This is a genomic window from Legionella norrlandica, assembly GCF_000770585.1.
Taxonomy (GTDB): Bacteria; Pseudomonadota; Gammaproteobacteria; order Legionellales; family Legionellaceae; genus Legionella; species Legionella norrlandica.
In genome coordinates this window covers 1-4,797 of the sequence record NZ_JNCF01000080.1, presented here as the reverse complement: position 1 = coordinate 4,797, position 4,797 = coordinate 1, and the positions used below count along the sequence as shown (strand labels likewise).

Below are 4,797 nucleotides of genomic sequence, written 5' to 3'. Positions count from 1 at the left end.
CCATAGCTTGGTCAATGTCGGACAATGGACAAAATCATGGACATCTACCCCATTAAAAAGAGAAGCCATCATGCAAACCTTACCTGTAATGCAGGCGTTTTTCATGTTCTTTTTAATCATTCTCACCCCAATGGTTTTGTCTTTGAGCTGCTACAGCACCAGAGCATTAGGCAGCCTGTGCGCCTTATTTGTCATGGCTATTTTTCTTCAATACCTCTGGCATTTAGTTGGATTTCTTGAACGTTCAGTACTTGATCCATTAGGTGAAAACGATGCGATTTCTGCCATGAAAAATATGGCTGTGATGTTTTACTTTGTCGCACCAGTTTTATTGCTGAGATTATCAAGTCATTTTGGCGGTGACGCTGGGGCTGGTCTTATGGATTTGGTTAATGGTTCGGATAGGCAGAGCGAAAGCATGGCTCAATCCGGTATGCACGTAGCCAAGACAGGAGTAAAAATTATTGCAAAAGGAATTCGATGAATATGTTAAAGCACATCCTTACTTTCAAAGGCTTCATTGTATTCACGAATAGTGATCAAGCCATTATCAAGTTTATCTTGAGCCTCATAAACAGACATGTAGCGTTTGTCAGGTTTATCCTCTGCCACTCCAACAATGGCATCAAGAACAACGGCCAACAACCGAAATACCCTTCTCATTTGGAGTTATCCCTATGATTAAACATTATATCCGTTCATCCATTATAGTATTAATTCAAACCGTTTTACCAATGATTGCCTTATTAGTATTTGCGCCCTGGTTCATTAATAGCAATCTACTGGCACGCTGGCAAAGCACCTTCACTACCATTCAACCATTATTTCTCGCCCTGCATGGAGTGCTCTATTTAGCCCTTGTCCTATTATGGCCAAAACTAATTTCACGCCTACAGAATCAACACCAACTTACCGCAGAGCGACTGAGAACCGCCCTTAACGCTCGCTGGTATCTACTGGCTATTATTGTATTCATTGATGCTTTAATGATTGGGAGTCGACTATGAGCAATTACCCTATTAATAACCTATTAAGAGAACCAACAGAAGCCTGGTCAGCCATTACCTGTTTATCTCTCTCCTTACTGGCATATACTCAACCGCATTTGTTTTTACTAACACAAACCATGGGATTATATGCTGCACTCGCATTATTAATCCCTGGAATTTATAGAGCCTGGCAAGCAATTAAAGTAAAACGCTATCACCGAAGATTATTAGCCATGCCCACCTATGCCCTATCGACCACCGAAATCCCTTTATCCAAAAACTGGTTGTTCCTTGGCAAAGGCTTTCGCTGGCGACCAAGCCACACTCAAAAGCTACATCAAATTAAACAAGTCAAAAATGAAAAGTTCATGCAACGAAACTATTGCTACCAGCTTGCCAGAAGATTCTGCCAAAACCATGAACACACGAAATTAACCAAATGGCTAAATACCAATTCAAAACTAAATCCTTTTAGACCTGATCCACCTGTTGGCGGTAGCCCGTTCTTGCATGGCGTAGGGGAAGAAGATAAACCCGTATACATCCCTCAAGATGTACGTGTAGGTCATACCTTCGTAGTCGGTACAACCAGGGTAGGAAAAACACGGTTGGCCAGCATTCTAATTAACCAAGACATACGAAATGGCGATGCTGTTATCGTTGTAGATCCTAAAGGCGATCAAGACCTGGTTAGAGATATGATGGCAGCCTGTAAAGTATCAGGACGGACAGAAGATTTCAAAATCGTACACTTAGGTTTTCCAGAGCAGTCCGCACAATACAACCCCTTAAAGAATTTCGACCAAATCAGTGAGGTTGCCACACGCATCACTGATGCAATCTCAGCAGAGGGAGAAGGAAAACAGTTCGCAGCCTTCGCCTGGAAGTACGTCAATATCGTTGCTATATGCCTGGAAGAAATGAATCAACCCATTACCTACCAAACAATTGCCTTCTATATCAGCCGATTAGAACAGCTGTTAATGTCCTATGCTGACAACATTCTTCCTAACCACTATCATAATTATCATCAAGAGATAGATGAAATCATCAAGGAACATGATAGTAAAATAGGAAAAAATAATAAGACAAAATCTCCAATGGAGCGTCATCAGGCAGTCGTTCAATATGTCAAAGATCACATAAACAAAACCATCAAGAGCAACAATGCTGAAGCTTTGCACGATCAAATACTGATCGACCTCTATGATGCAGCCATTATGGACAAACACTATTACGACAAAATCACCGCCAGTGTTGGTCCTGTACTTTCTGAAATCAATAAAAGCAATGCCTCAAAAATCTTATCGTCAAAAGCTCAACCAGATGAAATTGAACTGATGGATGTAATTAAAAACAAGAAGGTGCTTTATATTGGCTTAGACAGCCTAACAAATCCCAATATTGCCCAAGCAGTAGGAAAAGCCTTTTTGTCTGATCTGGTGTCTACAGCTGGTAAAATCTATAAAGAACCCAACGCACGATACACTTTAAATCTACACTGCGATGAGTTGTCAGAGATTATCCAGGATTCATTTGTGAAGATTCTTAATAAAGCTGGCGGTGCTGGATTTCAGGTCACTGCTTATGCTCAAACAATTCAAGATATGGAAGTTGCACTTGGTTCCAGAGCTAAAGCAGAAGTATCTGAAGGAAATTTTAATACCCTGATTATGCTGCGTGTTAAAAATGAAGAAACAGCCAATTTACTGGTTAAAGTACTGCCTCAAGTTGGTGTTGTCGGACATACACAGGTTTCTATGGTTAACGATACGCCACATGGGGATGATAGGGTTTATTTTAATACGACTAATGAGGATCGGGTTCAAACTTCTTCAGTGCCTATGATTGGGGTGGATGATATTGTTTCATTACCTAAAGGCCAGGCTTATTTATTAATGTCTGGTTGTGAAATTTATAAAGTTAGAATTCCATTACCCAACCATTAGATTAATTTGGATTTTAGAACAAATTCGACCATACTATACTACGTGGCGGTATGAATTAAATTTCCATTGTCTATCTGCGATGGTTATAAGTATGTTATCTATTACGCTCAGTATTATTACTAAACTGTTATTGCAGCTAAGGGTATAAGAAAAATTCTACCGCCAATTATATGGAGTGGGGATGGAGCAAACAATTAATAAAAATTTCAATTCCTTAGATACACTGGTAAGTTTATTTGGTATTAACTACTCTAATTTAGCAAAGTTAATTTACCCCACTACAAATAACTTATATCACAGTTTTTCAATTCCCAAAAAATCAGGTGAGTTAAGAGAAATAAATGCCCCAAATCGCATATTAAAAGAAATTCAGTATAAATTATTAAATGAGTTGCAATCATATTACTCTAAAAGAAATTGCACTCATGGTTTTATAAACGAAAGAAATGTCGTAACCAACGCACGTCCTCACGTTAAGAAAAATATCATCCTTAATTTAGATTTAAAAGAATTCTTTCAATCCATTCATTTTGGAAGAGTCCGAAATTTATTTATGAGTAATCCTTTTAATTTTAATAAAAATGTGGCAACAGTTTTAGCTCAAATTTGTTGTCATAAAGGTCATCTTCCACAAGGTGCTCCGACATCACCACTCATAACTAATTTAATTTGTTATAAATTAGATAAAGAATTAAGTAAACTAGCTTTCAATAATAACTGCACTGTTACAAGGTATGTTGATGATATTACTTTTTCCTTTAATTGTTCACATGATAAAATACCCCGAGACATTCTAGATGGGATTAGTGGTGAATCAATTAGTATATCTAAAAAACTAGTTAACATTATAAATAAAAACGGTTTTGAGATTAATTATAAAAAAGTCCGTCTGTCAAGCTCAAACCAAAGACAGCAAGTTACAGGTATAGTTACAAATGTGAAAGTTAATTTGCCTCGAAAATATATAAAAAAAACTCAATCAATGTTATATGCCTGGAAAAATTTCTCCCTACCCAATGCCGAACAAGCACATATCAATAATTATCTAGAAAAGCCTTATAAATATCAAAGGTTCATTAGATATAATAAAGACAAAAGTTATTTTAATTTAATGATTAAAGGAAGAATTAATTATATCGGTATGGTACGAGGTCAATCTGATTGTATTTATAGAAAACTTCTCTATCAATATACTGAATTAATAGGCAATCCGAATAAAGAGCTATTAAAATCAGTAGATGATTGTTTAGCTGACAGTGTATTTATCACAGAATATCCTATTGAATCTAAACAAGGCACTGCCTTCTTTCTAAAAGATATAGGATTAGTTACTGCAGCTCACGTTGTTGAAGGAATTCATGAAACTAATAGTTGTTTTTTAGATTTTTTCCGACATTATGAGGTTAAAATTAAAAGAAAAGCTACGTTATTTAAGAAAAGTGAGGAAAAAGATATTGCAATTTTTTATGTAGGGGACGACTTTAAAAATCTCCCTTCCTTAAAAGTAGGGGATGATTCAAAATTAGCGATTGGTGACCAGATTAAACTTATAGGATTTCCTGATTATAATTATCATGATAGTTACTTATCTAATTTGGGGAAAATAATCCAGAAAAAAACAATGTATAATCTTGATGTCTGGATAGTTGATTTACCTATAAATTTTGGTGTTAGTGGTGGGCCAGTTTTTAATAACAAAAATGAAGTTATAGGAGTTGCATTGCAAGGCTCAAAAAAACATGATCAATCAACTTACTCACACTATTTTGTTCCAATTTCAAAAGTAATTGAGATGGCGCAAAATTAATTTGGTTCTGCGTCACTGCAAATTTTCCCCAGCAGTGACGCAGAAAAAATAC

The 4,797-nt window shown here is 36.4% G+C and carries 5 protein-coding genes; 4 read left to right on the top strand and 1 reads right to left on the bottom strand.

Going from position 1 to position 4,797, the window contains the following annotated elements; translation table 11 throughout:
* A partial coding sequence (locus OK13_RS12550) for a conjugal transfer protein TraG N-terminal domain-containing protein (protein WP_160264754.1) occupies positions 1 to 484 on the top strand: 484 nt, incomplete at its 5' end.
* Between the two features lie 5 nt (positions 485 to 489).
* On the opposite strand, the gene OK13_RS14790 is transcribed toward OK13_RS12550, so the two are convergent.
* The gene (locus OK13_RS14790; protein ID WP_011215139.1) at positions 490 to 663 is read right to left on the bottom strand and encodes a hypothetical protein; all 174 of its coding nucleotides are present in this window, start codon (positions 661 to 663) and stop codon (positions 490 to 492) included.
* Positions 664 to 677: 14 nt separating this feature from the next.
* Here OK13_RS14790 and OK13_RS12545 point away from each other — a divergent pair, with 14 nt between their 5' ends.
* The 3 genes from OK13_RS12545 (at position 678) to OK13_RS12535 (ending at position 4,745) form a co-directional block, all read left to right on the top strand.
* Positions 678 to 1,007: a hypothetical protein gene (locus tag OK13_RS12545; protein WP_011215138.1), complete on the top strand. Its 330-nt coding sequence runs from the start codon at positions 678 to 680 to the stop codon at positions 1,005 to 1,007.
* Positions 1,004 to 2,938, top strand: a complete 1,935-nt coding sequence (gene traD, locus OK13_RS12540) for a type IV conjugative transfer system coupling protein TraD (protein ID WP_011215137.1) — start codon at positions 1,004 to 1,006, stop codon at positions 2,936 to 2,938. The genes OK13_RS12545 and traD overlap by 4 nt, the downstream gene beginning before the upstream one ends.
* 181 nt (positions 2,939 to 3,119) lie before the next feature.
* Positions 3,120 to 4,745: a trypsin-like peptidase domain-containing protein gene (locus tag OK13_RS12535; protein ID WP_011215136.1), complete on the top strand. Its 1,626-nt coding sequence runs from the start codon at positions 3,120 to 3,122 to the stop codon at positions 4,743 to 4,745.
* The last annotated feature ends 52 nt before the right edge of the window (positions 4,746 to 4,797 follow it).

Excerpts from the sequence above, each read along its gene's own strand:
- OK13_RS14790 (WP_011215139.1), bottom strand. The coding sequence starts at position 663 with ATGAGAAGGGTATTTCGGTTGTTGGCCGTTGTTCTTGATGCCATTGTT.
- OK13_RS12545 (WP_011215138.1), top strand. The coding sequence starts at position 678 with ATGATTAAACATTATATCCGTTCATCCATTATAGTATTAATTCAAACC.
- traD (WP_011215137.1), top strand. The coding sequence starts at position 1,004 with ATGAGCAATTACCCTATTAATAACCTATTAAGAGAACCAACAGAAGCC.
- OK13_RS12535 (WP_011215136.1), top strand. The coding sequence starts at position 3,120 with ATGGAGCAAACAATTAATAAAAATTTCAATTCCTTAGATACACTGGTA.